Here is a 16,063-nt window from a genome sequence, read left to right on the forward strand (position 1 = left end):
GGGATCATCAACAAGGTCTGTTCAGCGACCTTGCCCACGCCAATGGCTAATCCACGCTTCCATATCCAGAAGGCCCAAAATCCTCACATAGCTCAGACCAATGCCCGGCTCGGCCGACAAAGCTGCGATCAGAGCAGCCTTGTCAATGAGCCCGCGCCGAACCAGTTCGCCGTCAAGCAATCGCTCGCGCGCGTCCTGGCGCTTGGCTCGAAGGACAGTGACCGCAAAAGAACTTGGACTTCCCTTACGCCGCCGGTCCCTGACGACCGGCGGCATCGCGCTATCATAGGCGGCGCGCGCAACTGCACGATCGCGGCCACCCCTAACCATATGCCAAGTTGGAATTGACAGGGCCAGCTCCACGATTGGTTGCGACATCAGCGGATTGACGAGCGGCATGTCAAAGGTGCGGAGATAGCCTTCAAGATGATTTTGCACGCGAAGCAGTAAGGCGATGTGGCCAACTTTACCGGGACGGGAGAGCTGCTGGTCATCGAGCCATGAATGAGACGGCGGATGAGCGGTAACGCTCTGTCTCGCCTCTTCGGACATCAGATCCAGATTGAGTTGCCAGGCATAGGGCCGTGTCAGCTGGCAATAGTGTCTTGCAGCTTCCCATAGGATTGCCCGTTTCGAAACCTCCAGCTTATCGGAAATATCGCGCAGGGTTCTAAAAGCCGCAAGCCCGACCCCGTTCGCACGCAGGCAATCAAGTAGTGGCCTCACTGAACTGCTGTTGTAGAAGACATTGTCGCCGCCGCTTCCTGTGTAGATGGCGTCTGCTTCCAATGCCTCCGCTACGCGCATCGCCGTGGCATGGTAAGCAGTTTCATGGATTTGGCCGATGGGCTTTGGAAAATGCCTGGCGGCCGACACAGACAGATCGATGTCCGCCAGATCATAGTCTTCCTCGACAATCCGAGCGCCAACGGCATCGGCCATTGCGCGGGCGTAATCTCTTTCGTTGCCTAGCCCGCCACTGGTACAGATCGTCAGGCAGCAAAAATGTTTTCTCGAACTTTGAAGGGCCGCCGCGACGACAGAGGAATCAAAACCACCTGACAGTGTGAGGAGAGGCGTGCTAGTCGTCGAGGCCCAAGAGGCCACGCAATGGTCGACTGTCCGTCGCAGCTTCTCTTCCATCTGCTGGGTGCCAGGCCAATCTTTGTCGCTGACATAATTCCACGGCGACCAGAAACTACCAGACGTCCTCAAGCCAGCTTCGACACACACATATGTCCCCGGCAACAGCTCGCGCACTTGCTCGATGGCTGTCACCGTATCTGGCAGATCCCGGGCGGCTAAGTAACGCGGAATCTCACCCCATGCGATTTCAGGCTTAAACAATCCAGCCTGCACCAAGAGCGAGACGTCTGATGCAGCGGCCCAGCCGCCTGCTATCGGGATCATGTAGCAAGGCATGGCACCCGACGGATCGCGCAGGAGTGTCAGCACACTTCCATCGACCAGCAACGCCACATAGCCACCCCAAAATCGGTCACGCAAACATTCCATCCCGTTGGCCTGAACCAGTTCATCGAGCTCGTGCGGTTCAGCTTGAGATATGCTGCGAGCAGGACCGTGCCTGGAAAATAGCGTGCCCACGACAAAACCTTTGCCTGCCGGGATTTGAACTACAGCGTCGATAGACCGCGACAGGATCGCAAAACCCTCCCCTGCAGCGGCCTGGCTGATGCCAGTCACCCTGTGGATTTGCATCACCAACGCTTCGAGCATCGCCTGATCACAAGACGACAGGATGAGAAATTCGAGCCGCATCAGACGTAAAAAATAGGCTGGAACGGCGCGATGTTTTCGAGCCGATCATTGAGGACTGTTTCTCCAGACTGCACCCAGCAATGCGCCGAAAATGGCTGGGCGCATACCCCCATCACAAGCTTGGCATTCATGCCGAGCGTTCGGATCACATGGAAATAAGCGAGCGAACTGGAGAGGCAGTGGCGATGGCGGAGTCGCAATGGCGCCGTTGCAGCAAAGGCCCTGCTCAGCGCGATCATTTCCTGCTCGCGGCCGTCAGTCCCATTCCGATAGCGAGTTCCAAGGCTCCCAATGACGGCCTCAAAGTTGCGGAGCCGCAGCCACGCGATCGCCCGGAGTTGGGCGATCACGCACCTTGTCGAAAAACGGACGAAGGGCGACGCGGACTCGCAGTCAATTTCTCTAATTGCTTTGGTGACGCTGGCCGGCCGCAAAGGCTCGCTATCGCTATCGCTCCAGATAAGAATTTTCGCGCGCTCCAGTTCTCTGACCGCCGGCCCGGGCTCATGCCCCCTGGCAATATCCTGGAATGCAGCGTCCGCCGCGGGCTGAAGTGCAAAATATCGATCCCCAGGCACATCGAACAGGATCAACCGCCCCTCGGAAACGCAAAAATGAAGGCCATTTCGCAGCTTGTAGGCCATGTTCTCACCTATCTTTTCATGACACAAAGAAAGGCGCGTACCGCTCCGCGATACGCGCCTCCTTGTTCAGTCGTCGGCGATGCCCATCGACCGGATCTGGGTGCCCAGATTGTCTTCGAGGCCGACACCGGCGCCCTTGGTTTCGACCGAGGCAACGCCCAGATCGACGACCACTTCGTCATGTTCGATGATGTTCTTCATGTTCATCTCCATCACATCTCCGCAGGAAGTTGCGGCATCAGCGATGGTATGAAATGACCGACATATATCCGATCATATACGCTCTCATTTTGGTAGCATATATGTTTGCATGCCAAGACGACTCCAAGACGGTCATGCGCTGCAGCGAAAATTCACAGGTGTGCGGCGCTTTTCTGACTTACGCCAAACTGCCCGCGGCCAGAGAAATTTCGTCAGCCCGTAACAAACGTCGACGGTGATACTGCCACATCGCGACACGCGTCGCATTTCTGTTTCCCGATCGGGTTACATTCCATAGCGTCGCGAGCTCCTCTCCCTGCCTTCCGATAGGCCCTTCGTGCAATCGGAAAATAGCGAGTCGTTCGCCAACCTGCATGACAGCGTCCAGATGTTCCGGATTAGGTGAACAGGCAGCCGTCAGGGCGAAGAACTCTGCGGTTGCCCGAGCCAAAGTCAGGCTCTGGGCTGTCTTGTTTAGAAGACTTGCCGGGGGCGGCCCGAGTTCGTCAAAGCGAACCATCACCTTGATGATGGTTCGGACCAGATCGCCATGAAAACTGTAGAGATGATAGGCGCGGCGCTTGCTTATCTCAGCCAGCGCGAAACCACCGCCCCCTTGCATTTCTACAAGACGTTCGCCTACCAGCCTGTTCAGCGCGTCCCGCACCGGGGATGTACTCGTTCCAAATTCCTCAGCAAGGGACTGTACCGTCAGCGGTAATCCCGGCGTGAACCTGCCAGCCAGTATGAGCGCCTTGATCTCACGGTGGACACGAACGGCGGTTAGAGCCTCGGGCGACATAGCGCCGCCCTACCCTGCTGATCCGGCGCTATCCGGCCCTTTCGAGCCGTTGCCCGGGTGAAGAAATGTCTTGAGACTGAGATTGGAGATGAACTCGACGCACAGCGTTTCAAGCTGGTGCATATCATCCAGAAAGAAGTGGCGTGGAAAGTGCATGTTATGCTCCAGAAACAGCATTGGAATGATAAGATGCGCTGAAGAGAGGCCAAGGACATGCGCGCAGGCGATATGATCATCGACCCGGGCCTTCGGGTTGCCCGACTCGATTTCACGAAGCCACCGCACGCCGATCCCGACATCAGCGGCGAGCTGCTTTTGCGTAATGCGATGGCGCTTGCGCCGTTCTTCGATTCGGCGACCGGAGATCGACTTGACCTCGGCCAGTATCGACGCTTCCTCTTCGAGGGCGCCGCCTTGAGATGAGATCACCAGGGCCTCCCTGATCGCGTCTCAAAGCTCCCATGCACATTCCGACTCGGTCAAGTTCGTGTGAAATGCGCTGTCGGTCAAATTTTTTGACTCCCATTTTGAGAGTGTGGCCGAATTATTCCCTTTTTTATTACGTGAATTAGCGAGCAAACTACGCCGCTGCCTGCACTACCGCCTAGCAGGCCTTGTTGTTTCGACACCTCCAGGAGATAGAATAAAAATGCGGTCCATGTTCGCGCGGGCAGGAAGTCTGCTGGGAATGGGCGTCGTGAGCGCGGCGCGCCTTTCAGGCGGTAATTTGAGCTCGGTGTCACGCCTCACTCTTGCCGACGGCCGAACGGTGATAGCCAAACAGGGACCGCTGGTGGAAGAGGAAGCCACCATGGTCTTGGCTATCTGTAAAACAGATGTCCCGGTCCCTGCGATGTTGGCGGTCGAGAAGGGCCTGATGCTCCTTGAAGACATGCCCTCGACTGGTCCGATTGGACGTTCATGGGGTCAGTTGGCCGACGTTCTGGACCATCTGCACCGGCCTACCGGAGAGCGCCTGGGTTGGGACAAGCATTACGCTTTCGGGCCGGTCACCATCACAAATGGCAGGGCGGATGACTGGGTCGCATTCTGGGCGGAAAAGCGTCTGGCCTGCCACCTTGCGCATCTCGAGCCGCATCTGGCGCACCGGGTCAGCAAGCTTGCCGATCGCCTCGCCGACTATATCCCGAGGACGCCTGCGGCAGCGCTGCTCCATGGCGATCTGTGGGGCGGCAATATCCTCATCGACCAAGACCAGATATCCGGCCTCATCGACCCGGCCTGCTATTATGGGGATCGGGAGGTCGACCTCGCTATGCTCGGCCTGTTCGATCAACCTCCGAGCGCCTTCTACGAGGCATGTGGTCTTGAGCCGGGATGGCGGGAACGGCAGCCCGTCTACCGGCTCTGGCCGCTCCTGGTCCATGTTCGCCTCTTTGGAGGCGCCTATCACCAGCAGGCCGGCTCCTGTCTCGCAGCGCTCGGTTTCTAGGTAAAGGCCTGTCTATCCAGGCTTACCCGACAGGACCAGCCTGGCTGAGCGCAGATAATGCGCGAGTTCGATATCATCCTCCATAAGGCGATCGGCGAGGTCTTTCATGTCGGCAGCATCGGAATCAGGTCGGAACGGCCCTTCTGGTTGCTGCTCAATAACAGCAATGCCCAGGCACAACGCCTTTTTGACCAGATGGAGGTCTCGATCGGTGATTTGCGCCATGGCCAACTCTCTTACAAATTGTACCTGCTAGAATGCGCCTGAATGGCTGCTCACGCCATCGCAAAAAGCCTATGAGCTCTCACATATCCTGGGTCTGAAACCCGTTCCCAATCCGGCGATAGGCTCGGGCAATCTCGCTGTCTTCGCACGCGGACATCAGGGCGATTGCCGCCGTGAAAAGCCGCACCGCGGTGACGGCATGCCCACCATCGGGCGCAATCTCAACCTGATCGAGCATAGTTGCGGCGGCTTGTGCGAGATTGGGTGCCCCACCTACAAAATGTTCGATCCGCCCGCTCAGCCTGTTCACGGCCGGGCCGGAAAGCTCATCGGACAATTCCTGGCCATCCAGCGCCTCGATCAGCAGCATGGCAACAGTGAGCGTCGCTCCATAGGGGATGAAGCGCCTCGCAATGCGCGCCAGCCGATAATGGCATTCGAGAAACTTGTCGGTGCCCTCTTCTGAGAGTTGCAGCCGGTAGCTTCGGGACTTGGGCGTAGCCATCGATAGTTTCCCTGATTCGCAAAATCTGCACCTCTATTGACGGTCTAAATTCTGTTTGAAGCTGCTCTAGGCACAAAAAGCGGCACTGAAATGCCGATTTCGGCACTTCAGTGCCGCTTTCGGCATCTCAGTGCCCTCTCTATTGCGGGATCTGGCACTTTGGATGCATCGCTTGGAACACCCGATCGACGGTCGGGGCGCCGCTCCAAGTAAGCTCAGGCGCCTCGACTTAGAACGGCTACTCAAGGCCAGGCTGTTGATGCAACTGGCAACAGGGAGACTCTTTCGATGTCGGCATCACGCCTGGCCATCATGGCCGGATTGCTCACACTCGCCCTCGCTCCAGCTTCCGCGCCAGCTGCGCGTAAAGAGCGCATCATTGAAGCGACGACGCCTTTGCAGAAGCTCTCGATTGAACAGATCGGCGCGGAGTTCTTCATTGGCGCGCCTCACGCGGGGATGCCTGCCAACGAGATCATCGACCTCGGCAGCACGGTCCGCATCGATCAGCGCCTCCTCTCAAAGAGCGCTCACCTTCGTGCAGGAGACAAATGATGAAAAGCCTTCTCGACAGTGCCTGCCTGATCGGCGTGGTAGCGATGCTCGCGACAGCGGCGCCAGCTCTTAGTCAGCCCTCGGGCGAACCAGATCTTTCCGCGCTGGCAAAATCCGCAGAGGCCCAGCTCCATCAGAGCTTTGCCAATCTTGCGTTCGAGGATTTTGCGCCCTCCCCCGTGCACGGCCCACTCTTTCAGGCCAGCGCCGGAGGCCGCATCCTCTATTATGCGCCGGAAAGCGACCACCTCCTGTTCGCGACCATTTACGACAAAAATGGCGTCAACCTGACGGCCCTGTCCCAGGATGCCGCGGCTCGAAGCAAGCTCAAGTATCTTGATCCGAAGGACGCCCTTATGGTCGGCCCGCCCGGTGCGCCCCTTGTCATCGAGTTCACGGACCCCGACTGCCCCTATTGCCGCGCGCTCGATCGCTTCTGGGCTGCCAAGGCTGCCGAAGGTAAAGCGGTGCGGCGGCAGATTTACTTCGTATCCGGCATCCATCCAGAAGCGGCTTCGAAAGCGGAGCATATCCTCTGCGCCAAGGAACCGGAAGCCACGTTCCACGCGACCTACGCTGGTGAACCGGCAAAGCCGCTCAGCAAGTGCGCGGATGGCGCGGCCCGGGTTCAGGCCCACGCGCAGGCAGTCAAATCCATAGGCATATCGGGCACACCGACGCTCATTTTGGACGGGCAGCTCATATCCGGTTTCAGCCAGGCCGAGATCGAAGCCTGGCTCGCCAAGCAGCGGCCACAGGCCAAGCCGCCAAACTGATCCCTATTCTGGCGGGCCCTGGGCTGCATGGCGGCCGGGGCCTAAAGATGCCGACGACGGCGCCCCATTCCGAGGAGCCTCCCAGCCTGTCATCGGCCGACAGCGAACACCCAGTCGGTGCCGGCAGGCATGTCTTGGGGCGGCTCCTCTTGTGTCCGGAGACCTGTAAAATGATCAAACTTGCTACTCTTCCGCGCGTGCGCCGCCCGTCTTTTCGGTCGGCCGATGCGTCATGCACTTTCGTCGCCGCCCTCGCCCTCGCATCGGCCGCCCATGCCTTCCAGGCGCCGACCGCAGGCGATCTTGGCTACGATATCTACGACATCGTGGTGAACCAGGGCGTGAAGGGACCGCTCGGCTTTGTGGGCGGCGTCGCCGCTTTCCTGTTCGGCGTGTCCCGGCTCTTCTCGAACATCATGATCGGCATTCCCACGATCGTGGCCGCCGTCTGCCTCATTCGGGCGGACTCCATCCTCCAGACCTTCGGCATGATTGTCTGAAGAACGGGCCAACAGACCTGCGCGGGGTTTTATCGGCCCCGCGCCGGACGAAGAGCGAGCCTCGCTCTTCGTAACCCTCACATCTGTTCGGATGTGGGTGAAGCAAGGGAGAAGGGCGTGGACGAGAGACTTCCACAATTTCTGCATAAGCCGGTCCAGATCCTCTGGTTCGACGCGCAAGAGTTCATTGTCGTGGTCTCCACCATCTTCGTCGCCGTCATCGTCGGCGGGATGGTGGGCTGGTCGCTCCTCGGCGTCCTTCTCCTCTTCATACCCTGGAAGCGGACGAAACCGCGCGGTTTCATCCCCCATCTGGCCTGGCGCTGGGGACTGCTCACCCTCCCCCACTATCCCGGGCCAACCCAGACCCGCTTTTGCGAGTGAGGCACCTTTATGTTCCGTCAGAAATCGCACCAAGAGGGAGCCGATCCGTTGCGCGGCAAACCGGCAAGCTTTGGCATCCACCGCTATCTCCAGGGATCGTCCAACCTGTTCGAGGAGAACAGGCTGCTCAAATTCTCGATTGTCGGCCTGTTTGGCATCACTGCTGTGTTGGGCATGGCGCTCTACTCGACGTCCCAGAACCAGCGCACGATCGTCATTCCTTTTGGCGCCAGCGGCGACCTTTATGTGACGGGCGGCAAACCCTCATCGGCTTATCTGCGCGCCATGACGCGCAATATCGTCGCGCTGTCGGGCACCTATTCGGCGCTCTCGGCCGACCGGCAGTTCCAGGAGTTGCTCAGCATTGTCCACCCGACCGCTTATAATGGCCTTCGAGACGGGCTGAACGCGGTTCTCGACGAACTTGGCAACAATCCCACGCTCTCGATAGCCACCTATATCCGGCCCGATCAGCCCGTCACCTGGACCGATCGCCAGATCCTCGTGCCCGTCGAGAAGGTGCGCGTCATCGGCGGCGTCATCCGCAAATTCCGGGGCAATCTACGCATCCGATACATAATCGATGCCGGTCGCTTCTGGATCCTGTCCCTCACCGAGGAGAATTTCGATGCCGAACTTCGGTAAAAGAGGACGCGCGCCCAAAGCCTGGAAGGCTGCGGGGCTGGCGCTCCTGCCCCTCATCGCCATGGCCTCGCCGGGTCACGCGCAATCGATCCAGGCGCTGCCCGACCAGACCAGTATGATCCGGCTCTCGAATCGCGACGTCAATCATCTCGTCTGCCAGGGCGGGGAGATAGAGGATGTCAAATTCTCCGCCGAGAAGGGCCTCGCGGTCGAAAAAGGCGGCGGCGACGCCTGGGTCAAATTCCTCGTCCGCGAAAGCGACGACAGCGGCCAGATCACGCGTACCTATGTGACGAGCCCTTCGGAATTCTTCGTCACCTGCAATGGGGCCATCTACCCGCTCTACGCTGAGCCCTCCGATATGCCGGCCCAGACGATCACACTGGTGCCCGGCGCCCGCCAGCGCGCCCACGCCAATGAGGATCTTCTCGCCCCGCTTGCCGAGGAGGATCGCGCCGTCTCGATCACCCTTTCGCTGCTTCAGGACAGGGTGCCGACCAGCTTCTCCGAGATCGCAACAGTTAGTCGGCAGATGACCATCCCGGCCGCGCCCGCGCTGCGCATCACCGAACGCCGGCGCGTCACGATCGAGGGCGCAGACCTCAACGCATCGGAATATCGGATCGAGGCGGCGAGCGACAGTGAGATGGATGAGCGCCTCTTTCTGGACGCTGCCCTTGGCACCCGGATTTTCAGCGCAACGCTCGACCGGCTGTCGCTGCGCGCCGGGGAAACGGCCCGGCTTATCATCCTGCGCCGGGGAGACGGGCTATGAGCGATGAGCGACAGGATGTGCCACAAGGCGCTGACGAACCCGTATCGCCCGCGCAAGGCAGCGGCGCCAAGGGCCATTCCCGGCCAACACGCCCCGCATCTGCACCGACGGACAGGAACAACAGCGTCCTCCATCTGCGCGGTCCAGCCCTTCTGGATCTGAAGGCACGCTGGGCAACGCTCAGTCCACAGCAGCAATTGCGCGCGCGGCAGGCCGCCATCGCTGTCCTCGTCGCCCTGTTTGGCTACGGCCTCTATTCCGCCTCCAATAGTGAGGAGGAAGCCAGGCCCCAGGCGCCGGCAGCCTCGAAGCTCGACATGGGCGCGGGCCTTCGCGGCGACAGCCTCGAGACGAAGGTGCGCGGCGACCTCAAGAAGATCCTGGATGGACAAAATCTGCTAGGCGACCGGGTCACGGCCATCGAGGAAGGCAAGATCGGGATTGGCGGCACGGCATCGCACGAGGCTGCTGACGGCGACCTCCCCAATGCCATGCCGGGCGATATTCCGGCCTTTCCACCCAGTCCCAGTCCAAGCGACCTCGACCGCGCTGACGGCAGCCTGCCCGCGCCACCGATGCCGAGTGGGCCGGCTGCACCGCCAGCACCGCCGGTCGAACGCCAGATCGGCGCGATCGGCGCTGCCACCAGTGCAGTCGTAGCGGAGGGATCATCCACTCCAAATGGCGCTAAAAAAAAGACCAGGACGATCTATTTGCCACCTGGTTTCATGAAGGCGCGCCTTTTGACCGGGATCGACGCACTCGCCAGCCGGGACGCGACGAGCAACCCGGAGCCGCTCATCGCCCGCGTCCAGGCCCCCGCCGTGCTTCCCAATGATGTGAAGGCCAATCTTTCGGGTTGCTTCGTTATCGGCAACGCGACCGGCAGCCTTGCCAAAGAGCGGGTCGAGGTACAGCTCATCTCACTTTCCTGCGTCGATTTCGATGAGCGTTCGGTTATCGATCAACCGATCAAGGGCTTCTTCGTCGATACCGATGGCAAAAAGGGGCTTTCGGGCAAGGTCGTCACCCGCGCCGGCGCAGCGCTTGCCCGCAGCTTCATCGCCGGCACGATCGCGGGCGTCAGCCAGAGCGTCGAGAACACGTTCGGCAACACTTCCACCTCGGCGCTCGGCACCGTTCGGTCCCTGGACGCAGGCGATGCGCTGAAGACCGGCATAGCCGGCGGGCTTTCCAAATCCTCCGACAAGCTCACCGATTTCTATCTCGACCTCGCCCGCCAGGCGGGTCCCATCGTCGAAGTCGGCGCCGCCAAAGATGTGGTGGTCGTGATCCAGGAAGGTCTCGCGCTCGAGATCAAGCCCAGCACGACAAGCAAATTCTGATGTCCGCCAGCCAACGTCAGGGAGACGTTCCCATGCCCTACCAGCATTCCCGCATCACGGCCCGATGGGGCAGCTCTGCTCTGCTTCTCCTGCTTGGCGCCTTGCCCGGCTGCACGACGCTTGGCTCGGCCATGTCGCCCTATTCTGAGAAGTTCAGCTGCAAGAATAGCGATCACGGCCATTGCATCCACCCCGACAAGGCCTACGCCGACGCGGTCGCGGGCCGGGCATCCAGGTCCGATCCCAAGGTTACGAACGTCGGCAGGGGCGTTGAAGCTGCCGGGCGCACCGGCATGCGGCGGTTCGGCCTCAATACGGCGCCAGACAGCTATCTGGGCTATCGCAGCAGCGTCTATCGCGAGCTTCAGGGGCTGGTGGAAGCGCCCGTCACGCCGATGCTCCGACCCGGCCGCACCGTGCGTACCCTGATCCTGCCCTATGCCGATCGCGATCGGCCCGACCGGCTCTACATGCCGCGCTACGTCTATTCGATCCTCGACAAGCCGCAATGGGTGGTGGGTGATTATCTCGTCAATCCGACCGAACCGGCGGCGCGCGTTCCCATTCTTGAACAGACCAAAGCCAGGCCCGCGCTACCCGAAAGCGACATCCCCGCGCCGCCCCAGGATCAGGCCCGGGATCAGGCCCAGCATCAGGCCCAGCATCAGGCAGAGGAGCAGAACCCATGAAGGCGCCCGGCACACGCCACGGTGGCGGCATGACCACCAAGCGGCTGCAGCAAAGCGTCTCGCGCGACGCCTATTCCGACTTTCTGCCGATGGTGAGCTGGGTCGAGGACGAGGAAGCCTTCCTCACAATCGACGATGGCTGGGGACAAGCGTGGGAACTGGTGCCGTCGGCCTATCTTTTTGCCCATGTCCACCAGGCGCTTCTCGGGCTTTTCAACATCCAGTTCGCCGCTGGCACCGTGGTCCAGCTCCACTGCTTTGCCGACCCCCTGATCGACCAGGCACTAGAAGCCTATCTCGATCTCAAGACCCGCCCCGATCCGCTCATCCAGGCCTCGGCCCGGCGCACCGCGCATTATCTGCGCGACGGGACGCAAGGGCTTCCCGCTCTCCATGGCATCCCCATCCGCAACTTCCGCGTACTACTCGCCATCAAATCAAGAAAGCCACTGGGCGCAGACCTGCGCCGCCAGATCGAGGAGCAGCTCTCCAAACTCGGGATCATGCGCATGGCGCCGCAGGCGCTGGTCAGCTTCTATCGCCGCATCTTCAATGGCGCCTTCGAGTCCGCGCCCGGCGTGTTCGCCACGGGCAGTCCCGATCACCCCGCGCGCCCGGTTCGAAAGCAAATCATCGATGCAGGGCCCGACCTCCTGTTCGATGGTCCCGAACTCTATTTCGGGAACCAGGTAGCCCGCTGCCTGACGCCCAAGTCGCCTGCGCGCCGCGTGACGGCCGAGCGCTGCAATCGGCTGCTGGGCGGCATGCGGGGCGCCGCTGAAGACAGCGACCAGATTGGCGGACCCTTCCTCTACACATTGAACATCCTCTTCGATCACTCCGCGTTCGAGATCCACAAGCGCGCGCAAATCCTCTCCGCGCAGAAGGCCGCGGGCAGCTTCGCCGTCGAGGTCGGCAAGCAGATCGAGGAAATTGGCTGGGTGCTGGACGAGGCCGGCAACAGCCGCTTCGTCTCGGTGATCCCGACCGTCTGGGTCTTCGGGCGCGACAGCGCGCAGGCCCGCGAGATGGCCGCCCGCGCCAAACGCCTCTGGGAAAGCGAACCTCTCCCCTGGATGATGCAGGAGGAAAGCTATCTCAACCCGATATTACTGCCGATGAGCCTGCCCTTCGGCTTCTATCCCGAGCGCCGGACGCTGCGCATGCTCGAGCGCGATCTTCCCATGCCCGCCAAGGCGGCTGCGCTGCTGGCGCCCGTACAGACTGATTTTCGCGGCGGAGGCCGTCCCGCCCTGCTCTATGTCGGGCGCAAGGGCCAGCTCATCACGCTGGATCTCTTCGACCCGCGCATCAACAATTATAATTTCATCGTCTCGGCCGAAAGCGGGGCGGGCAAGAGCTTCCTCCTCAACAATCTCTGCCTCCAATATTATGCCCAAGGCGCGCTCATCCGCATCATCGATATTGGAGGGAGCTACCGGAAGCTCTGCACCCTTTGCTCCGGGCGCTATATCGACATTGGCGAGGAGGCGCTGGTCCTCAACCCCTTCGACATGGGCTTTGCGCTGGATGGCGACGATCGCCAATCCGCCATCTCCATGGCGGTCGCGATTGTCGCGGAAATGGCCAATGCCGCGACGCGCAAGGGCGTCACCACTTCGGAGTGGAACCTGCTCAAGTCCGCCGTCCAATGGACGATCGAGACAGGCCGCGCGGAATCCGGCATCGACGCGGTCCGGGACTGGCTTGGCGCCTATCCCGCCGACGCTGCCCAGGACCTCGACAGGGTCGATCATCTGGTCCCGGTCGCGCGCGAACTCGCCTTCAACCTGCGCGATTTCGGCAGTTCGGGGGCCTATGGCCATTTTTTCAATGGCCCCTCGACCTTCGACATCTCGGCCGACGAGTTCGTCGTGCTGGAACTCGAGCGATTGAAAGCCATGCCCGACCTCTTCAACGTCATCGTCATGGTGGTGGTGAATGCGGTGAGCCAGGAGCTTTATCTCTCCGCCCGCGACAAGCCCCGCTTTGTCCTGTGCGATGAGGCGGCCCAGTTCATGACGCGAACCGAGGGCCAGGATCTCTCGCGCCTCGCCGAGGTGTTCGGCCAGGGCTACAGGCGTGCGCGCAAATATCAGGGGAGCTTCGGCGTCGTCCTCCAGTCGATGAACGACCTGCTGCTGTTCGGCGGCACGGGCCAGGTGATCCTTGAAAATGCGGCCACCCGCTTCCTGCTCCAAGGCTCGACCTATGAACGAGCGGTCGAGAACAAGATTCTCGATTATTCAGGCTTCGTCCTCGATCTCCTGAAGTCGGTCAGGAACAACAAGCCGCATTATTCCGAGGTCTTCATCGACTCGCCCTTGGGCCTCGGCATCGCGCGCCTGGTCGTCGATCCCTTCTCCTACTGGATCAACACCTCGGCACCCCAGGAAGTAGCCGCCTTCGAAGCGCGCCTGCGCGCCGGCCTCTCGCCGCTCGAAGCCGTCTGCGATCTTGCCGGCGTCGATCCCGCGCAGCTGCTTGGGCAGTCGAGATCCCAATCGTCGAAGGAGCTCTCATGATGCGAAATCCTCCCGCCTCGCCCCCGCACGCCAAGTCTCCGAGTGCGCAGCTTGACCTCGACCTTGATCCGACCATCGAAGCGCTCATTGAGGCGCGCGCCGCAAGCCTTGCCCAGCATCAGGCCCTGTTCTGGCGCTTCCGGCTCGTGACGATCGAGACCTTGATGATGGGCGCGCTCGTCCTTTGCGCCGGCCTCGCGCTCCATCAGCCTGCCGTGATGGTGCTGCGCGCCGCTGTCATGGTGTCGGCGGGTTGCTTTGCGAGCGGCATGCTGCTCATCGGTCTTACCGGCGCATTCGATCGCGGCCTCGATCATTTCACTAGGTGGAGGCGGGGCCAATGACCGGCATCCTCGCTTGCGCCCCCGCGCGCGGCCCGATCCGCCTGCTTGTTGGCACGCAACTCCTGCTGCTCGTCCAGACCCTATTGGTGTGCCAGGCATCGGACCCGTTACCGACGTCCCTTCGCCTGTTTCTTGTCGTGTCGGGCATACTCGGCGTTACCGCGCTGATCGTTGCCGTCCGCGGCGAAGGACGGGATCAGGGCACGCCATGGTGGGCGAAGCGTCATGACCGCTGAAGCACACTTCCCCGACCGCGCGCGGCACGCGCTAGTCGGCGCCCTGATGCTGGGCCTCGCCTGCCAGCAGGCGCATGGCGCGACCTCGACTATCGGGCGTACTTGGCCGATCGCAGAGCCGGACGCGATGAGTGAGATCGAGGCGCGGATCGCCAATGCGCCCGACATGGCATCGAAGTTTGGCCCCCGCGCCACCTGGTCGGCGCTCAAAGCCACTTCACTTGGGATCACTCCAGCCGATCGGACACGGAGCCTCATACCCTTCTACACGGTCGATGAGGATATTCGTCTGCCCGACGGCCGCGTCCTTTATCCCAAGGGCTTTACCTTCAACCCCCTCGACTATGTCTCGTTGCCCCAGCGCCTTGTTATCGTTCATCCGCGCGATCTCGACTGGGCGCTGAAATCCGCGCGCTTTACCGACTTCATTCTCCTGACGGCAGGCGATGCCCTCGACCTTTCAGAACGGACTGGTCGCCCGCTCTTCATCCTGGAGGAGCGCGTCAAGGAAAGGCTGGGTCTTACCGTGGCGCCGGTCATCGTCGCGCAGGAGGGCAAGAAACTCGTGCTTAGTGAATATGCGCCCGAGCGTACCGCGGATCGGAGCGCCCGGCCATGAACCGCAAGGCTCTCCTGCGCGCCGCCGCTCTTTCCTTCGCGCTCGCCGTCGGCTCCGGCAGCGCGCCGGCGCAAGCCTCCAAATGCGAAACCGGCACCATCTTCAATCCGCTGACCAAAGTGCGGTGGAACTGCATCTTTCCGATCACCATCGGAGGGGTAAGAGTCGGAAGCTTCGACAAGCTGGACAAGGAACTCGACGCCCAGTCCGCCTCAAAACCCTTATGCGCCTGCCGCAAGGGCGCGACCTTCTGGTTCGGGGTGAAGGTCAGTTTCTGGTCGCCCAATCGCATGATCGACGTGGTGACCGAACCCGGCTGCATGATGGCGCTCGGCGCCGATCTGCTGCCGACCGACGGCAGGCTCCAGGGGAGCCAGTCTTCGATTGCCGACGGCACCAACAGCCAGAAGATGTTCGCGCAGATGCATTATTATATCTCGCCGGTCTGGAAGATGCTCGACATGTTCACCGACCTGCCCTGCATCGAGGACGACGGGTTCGACGTCGCGATGATCACCGAGATACTGCCGACCTGGCAGTCGGGCACCCTGGGCGCGATCATTCAGCCCGAGGGCATCCTCTTCGGCAATCCCGCTGCTGGCCTTGCCTGCATGGCCGACAGCGCGGCCGCCGCCGCCGGAAAGGTTCTTGATCCCCTCTTCTGGTGCATGGGGAGTTGGGGCGCTACTTATCCTGTCGCGGGCGACATCCATTTTGGCGACAGCGTTGAGGCCTGGGCGGGCCTGGCCGCACGCGGCACCTTCATGATGGGACGCCTTGGCGCGCTCACCATCAGTTCGGCTGACGGCTGCTCGTTCAAGGCCCAGCCCATCTGGACCAAGAGCCGCTACAAGCTCCAGATCATGGAGCCGGTCAAGGGCGGCAAATGCGTCAATATCGGACGTCCAGGCGCGCTCTGGTCCAGCGGCAAACATGCGCCCGGCAAGGACAATGCCCAGTTCATGTCCTTCGAAAAAGTGATCTGCTGCGCGGGAGTATCCACCCCGTGACCCTTCTTCCACCATCCCACGCGACGATCGACAGGCATGTCCGGAGGTCT

At 61.2% G+C, this 16,063-nt stretch carries 21 protein-coding genes; 14 read left to right on the forward strand and 7 right to left on the reverse strand.

What is annotated here, in order from left to right; genetic code table 11:
* Nucleotides 1-21 precede the first annotated feature (21 nt).
* The 5 genes from BMY84_RS18100 to BMY84_RS18115 all read right to left on the reverse strand — a co-directional run bounded on the left by BMY84_RS18100 (nucleotide 22) and on the right by BMY84_RS18115 (nucleotide 3,855).
* Nucleotides 22-1,779: an asparagine synthase-related protein gene (locus BMY84_RS18100; protein WP_093085499.1), complete on the reverse strand. Its 1,758-nt coding sequence runs from the start codon at nucleotides 1,777-1,779 to the stop codon at nucleotides 22-24.
* Entirely contained in the window at nucleotides 1,779-2,423 is a 645-nt protein-coding gene (locus tag BMY84_RS18105; RefSeq protein ID WP_093085501.1) for a lasso peptide biosynthesis B2 protein, read from the reverse strand. The genes BMY84_RS18100 and BMY84_RS18105 overlap by 1 nt, the downstream gene beginning before the upstream one ends.
* Before the next feature lie 66 nt (nucleotides 2,424-2,489).
* Nucleotides 2,490-2,624 (reverse strand): benenodin family lasso peptide, encoded by a 135-nt coding sequence (locus BMY84_RS29350; protein WP_256215302.1) that lies wholly within the window; start codon nucleotides 2,622-2,624, stop codon nucleotides 2,490-2,492.
* A 178-nt stretch (nucleotides 2,625-2,802) separates the two neighbouring features.
* Nucleotides 2,803-3,426: a GntR family transcriptional regulator gene (locus tag BMY84_RS18110; RefSeq protein WP_093085502.1), complete on the reverse strand. Its 624-nt coding sequence runs from the start codon at nucleotides 3,424-3,426 to the stop codon at nucleotides 2,803-2,805.
* A 9-nt stretch (nucleotides 3,427-3,435) separates the two neighbouring features.
* The gene (locus BMY84_RS18115; protein WP_093085504.1) at nucleotides 3,436-3,855 is read right to left on the reverse strand and encodes a helix-turn-helix domain-containing protein; all 420 of its coding nucleotides are present in this window, start codon (nucleotides 3,853-3,855) and stop codon (nucleotides 3,436-3,438) included.
* A gap of 220 nt (nucleotides 3,856-4,075) precedes the next feature.
* Here BMY84_RS18115 and BMY84_RS18120 point away from each other — a divergent pair, with 220 nt between their 5' ends.
* On the forward strand, nucleotides 4,076-4,879 hold the full coding sequence (locus BMY84_RS18120) for a fructosamine kinase family protein (RefSeq protein WP_093085505.1): 804 nt from the start codon (nucleotides 4,076-4,078) through the stop codon (nucleotides 4,877-4,879).
* Between the two features lie 12 nt (nucleotides 4,880-4,891).
* Here BMY84_RS18120 and BMY84_RS18125 read toward each other — a convergent pair whose 3' ends face one another.
* Nucleotides 4,892-5,104, reverse strand: a complete 213-nt coding sequence (locus BMY84_RS18125; protein ID WP_093085507.1) for a hypothetical protein — start codon at nucleotides 5,102-5,104, stop codon at nucleotides 4,892-4,894.
* Nucleotides 5,105-5,183: 79 nt separating this feature from the next.
* A complete protein-coding gene (locus tag BMY84_RS18130) occupies nucleotides 5,184-5,609 on the reverse strand; it encodes a hypothetical protein (RefSeq protein WP_093085508.1) in 426 nt (141 codons plus the stop codon).
* Between the two features lie 288 nt (nucleotides 5,610-5,897).
* Between BMY84_RS18130 and BMY84_RS18135 the strand changes: the two genes are divergently transcribed.
* The 13 genes from BMY84_RS18135 to BMY84_RS18195 all read left to right on the forward strand — a co-directional run bounded on the left by BMY84_RS18135 (nucleotide 5,898) and on the right by BMY84_RS18195 (nucleotide 16,013).
* Nucleotides 5,898-6,164 carry a hypothetical protein gene (locus BMY84_RS18135; protein ID WP_093085510.1) on the forward strand — a complete coding sequence of 89 codons (267 nt, stop codon included), beginning with the start codon at nucleotides 5,898-5,900 and terminating at the stop codon, nucleotides 6,162-6,164.
* Entirely contained in the window at nucleotides 6,161-6,940 is a 780-nt protein-coding gene (locus BMY84_RS18140) for a DsbC family protein (RefSeq protein WP_256215303.1), read from the forward strand. Before BMY84_RS18135 ends, BMY84_RS18140 begins: the two co-directional genes overlap by 4 nt.
* A gap of 170 nt (nucleotides 6,941-7,110) precedes the next feature.
* Nucleotides 7,111-7,440, forward strand: a complete 330-nt coding sequence (locus BMY84_RS18145; RefSeq protein ID WP_093085513.1) for a hypothetical protein — start codon at nucleotides 7,111-7,113, stop codon at nucleotides 7,438-7,440.
* A 117-nt stretch (nucleotides 7,441-7,557) separates the two neighbouring features.
* Nucleotides 7,558-7,824, forward strand: a complete 267-nt coding sequence (locus BMY84_RS18150; RefSeq protein ID WP_093085514.1) for a type IV conjugative transfer system protein TraL — start codon at nucleotides 7,558-7,560, stop codon at nucleotides 7,822-7,824.
* Between the two features lie 9 nt (nucleotides 7,825-7,833).
* Nucleotides 7,834-8,469, forward strand: coding sequence for a TraE/TraK family type IV conjugative transfer system protein (locus BMY84_RS18155; protein ID WP_093085516.1), 636 nt, complete (start codon nucleotides 7,834-7,836; stop codon nucleotides 8,467-8,469).
* A complete protein-coding gene (locus BMY84_RS18160) occupies nucleotides 8,453-9,244 on the forward strand; it encodes a type-F conjugative transfer system secretin TraK (RefSeq protein ID WP_093085517.1) in 792 nt (263 codons plus the stop codon). The genes BMY84_RS18155 and BMY84_RS18160 overlap by 17 nt, the downstream gene beginning before the upstream one ends.
* Nucleotides 9,241-10,590 (forward strand): TraB/VirB10 family protein, encoded by a 1,350-nt coding sequence (locus BMY84_RS18165; RefSeq protein ID WP_218146980.1) that lies wholly within the window; start codon nucleotides 9,241-9,243, stop codon nucleotides 10,588-10,590. The genes BMY84_RS18160 and BMY84_RS18165 overlap by 4 nt, the downstream gene beginning before the upstream one ends.
* 32 nt (nucleotides 10,591-10,622) lie before the next feature.
* On the forward strand, nucleotides 10,623-11,279 hold the full coding sequence (locus tag BMY84_RS18170) for a TraV family lipoprotein (RefSeq protein ID WP_093085519.1): 657 nt from the start codon (nucleotides 10,623-10,625) through the stop codon (nucleotides 11,277-11,279).
* Complete coding sequence (locus BMY84_RS18175; RefSeq protein WP_093085521.1) at nucleotides 11,276-13,804, forward strand: TraC family protein; 2,529 nt, start codon at nucleotides 11,276-11,278, stop codon at nucleotides 13,802-13,804. Before BMY84_RS18170 ends, BMY84_RS18175 begins: the two co-directional genes overlap by 4 nt.
* Nucleotides 13,801-14,148, forward strand: a complete 348-nt coding sequence (locus BMY84_RS18180) for a hypothetical protein (RefSeq protein ID WP_256215304.1) — start codon at nucleotides 13,801-13,803, stop codon at nucleotides 14,146-14,148. The genes BMY84_RS18175 and BMY84_RS18180 overlap by 4 nt, the downstream gene beginning before the upstream one ends.
* Complete coding sequence (locus tag BMY84_RS18185) at nucleotides 14,145-14,384, forward strand: hypothetical protein (protein WP_093085522.1); 240 nt, start codon at nucleotides 14,145-14,147, stop codon at nucleotides 14,382-14,384. The genes BMY84_RS18180 and BMY84_RS18185 overlap by 4 nt, the downstream gene beginning before the upstream one ends.
* Nucleotides 14,385-14,430: 46 nt before the next feature.
* The gene (locus BMY84_RS18190) at nucleotides 14,431-15,003 is read left to right on the forward strand and encodes a conjugal transfer protein TraW (RefSeq protein ID WP_093085644.1); all 573 of its coding nucleotides are present in this window, start codon (nucleotides 14,431-14,433) and stop codon (nucleotides 15,001-15,003) included.
* Entirely contained in the window at nucleotides 15,000-16,013 is a 1,014-nt protein-coding gene (locus tag BMY84_RS18195; protein WP_093085524.1) for a TraU family protein, read from the forward strand. The genes BMY84_RS18190 and BMY84_RS18195 overlap by 4 nt, the downstream gene beginning before the upstream one ends.
* The last annotated feature ends 50 nt before the right edge of the window (nucleotides 16,014-16,063 follow it).

Origin of the sequence: Sphingobium sp. AP50, assembly GCF_900109095.1 — a bacterium.
In the GTDB taxonomy this organism is placed as follows: Bacteria; Pseudomonadota; Alphaproteobacteria; order Sphingomonadales; family Sphingomonadaceae; genus Sphingobium.

Coding starts and splice junctions, on each gene's coding strand:
- BMY84_RS18190 (WP_093085644.1), top strand. CDS start 14,431: ATGCTGGGCCTCGCCTGCCAGCAGGCGCATGGCGCGACCTCGACTATC.
- BMY84_RS18160 (WP_093085517.1), top strand. CDS start 8,453: ATGCCGAACTTCGGTAAAAGAGGACGCGCGCCCAAAGCCTGGAAGGCT.
- BMY84_RS18135 (WP_093085510.1), top strand. CDS start 5,898: ATGTCGGCATCACGCCTGGCCATCATGGCCGGATTGCTCACACTCGCC.
- BMY84_RS18100 (WP_093085499.1), bottom strand. CDS start 1,779: ATGCGGCTCGAATTTCTCATCCTGTCGTCTTGTGATCAGGCGATGCTC.
- BMY84_RS18185 (WP_093085522.1), top strand. CDS start 14,145: ATGACCGGCATCCTCGCTTGCGCCCCCGCGCGCGGCCCGATCCGCCTG.
- BMY84_RS18170 (WP_093085519.1), top strand. CDS start 10,623: ATGCCCTACCAGCATTCCCGCATCACGGCCCGATGGGGCAGCTCTGCT.
- BMY84_RS18195 (WP_093085524.1), top strand. CDS start 15,000: ATGAACCGCAAGGCTCTCCTGCGCGCCGCCGCTCTTTCCTTCGCGCTC.
- BMY84_RS18130 (WP_093085508.1), bottom strand. CDS start 5,609: ATGGCTACGCCCAAGTCCCGAAGCTACCGGCTGCAACTCTCAGAAGAG.
- BMY84_RS18175 (WP_093085521.1), top strand. CDS start 11,276: ATGAAGGCGCCCGGCACACGCCACGGTGGCGGCATGACCACCAAGCGG.
- BMY84_RS18125 (WP_093085507.1), bottom strand. CDS start 5,104: ATGGCGCAAATCACCGATCGAGACCTCCATCTGGTCAAAAAGGCGTTG.
- BMY84_RS18145 (WP_093085513.1), top strand. CDS start 7,111: ATGATCAAACTTGCTACTCTTCCGCGCGTGCGCCGCCCGTCTTTTCGG.
- BMY84_RS29350 (WP_256215302.1), bottom strand. CDS start 2,624: ATGAAGAACATCATCGAACATGACGAAGTGGTCGTCGATCTGGGCGTT.
- BMY84_RS18180 (WP_256215304.1), top strand. CDS start 13,801: ATGATGCGAAATCCTCCCGCCTCGCCCCCGCACGCCAAGTCTCCGAGT.
- BMY84_RS18110 (WP_093085502.1), bottom strand. CDS start 3,426: ATGTCGCCCGAGGCTCTAACCGCCGTTCGTGTCCACCGTGAGATCAAG.
- BMY84_RS18140 (WP_256215303.1), top strand. CDS start 6,161: ATGATGAAAAGCCTTCTCGACAGTGCCTGCCTGATCGGCGTGGTAGCG.
- BMY84_RS18120 (WP_093085505.1), top strand. CDS start 4,076: ATGCGGTCCATGTTCGCGCGGGCAGGAAGTCTGCTGGGAATGGGCGTC.
- BMY84_RS18165 (WP_218146980.1), top strand. CDS start 9,241: ATGAGCGATGAGCGACAGGATGTGCCACAAGGCGCTGACGAACCCGTA.
- BMY84_RS18155 (WP_093085516.1), top strand. CDS start 7,834: ATGTTCCGTCAGAAATCGCACCAAGAGGGAGCCGATCCGTTGCGCGGC.
- BMY84_RS18105 (WP_093085501.1), bottom strand. CDS start 2,423: ATGGCCTACAAGCTGCGAAATGGCCTTCATTTTTGCGTTTCCGAGGGG.